Here is a 522-nt window from a genome sequence, read left to right as displayed (position 1 = left end):
CCATCGAGGAGAAGGACAACGCCATGATCGACCATGAACGCCTGCATCGGGACGGCTACGTGCTGCTGCGCCAGGCCGTGCCGGCGGATGGGCTGGACGCGCTGCGCAGCCTGTTCGATGCCCGTGTCAGACCTTCGGATCAGTGGCCCGTGCCGCGAGGTGCGGACTGGCGCCACGCGCAGCTCGACGATGATGCGCAGGTCCTGGCCATCTGCCGCCTGCCGCCGCTTCTGGCGGGGGTGAGTGCGCTGATTGGCGAGCGTTTCTTCATCGCCCAGGTGGAAGGCCGCGAACCCCTGGCAGGCGGCGGCCATCAGCAACTGCATCGCGATCTGTCACAGCAACGCCCGGGCGACATCGCCAATGCCCTGGTGTACCTCGACGACTACGGCCAGGACAACGGCGCCACCCGCATCGTGCCCGGCAGCCATCGGACGCACCCGGGCGCGCCGCCATTCGACAGCAATGACGAATCCCTCACCGTGCAGCTCTGCGGGTCGGCCGGTGACATCCTGCTGTTCG

At 68.0% G+C, this 522-nt stretch carries 1 protein-coding gene; it reads left to right on the top strand.

The genetic code is table 11. The features are described from left to right. Positions 1-23: 23 nt before the first annotated feature. On the top strand, positions 24-522 hold a 499-nt coding region (locus J0A65_RS25500; RefSeq protein ID WP_206597011.1), incomplete at its 3' end, for a phytanoyl-CoA dioxygenase family protein.

This window comes from Bowmanella yangjiangensis (assembly GCF_017255015.1).
In the GTDB taxonomy this organism is placed as follows: Bacteria; Pseudomonadota; Gammaproteobacteria; order Enterobacterales; family Alteromonadaceae; genus Bowmanella; species Bowmanella yangjiangensis.
The sequence above is the reverse complement of the archived record's forward strand: the minus strand, read 5'-3'. Positions and strand labels throughout refer to the sequence as shown.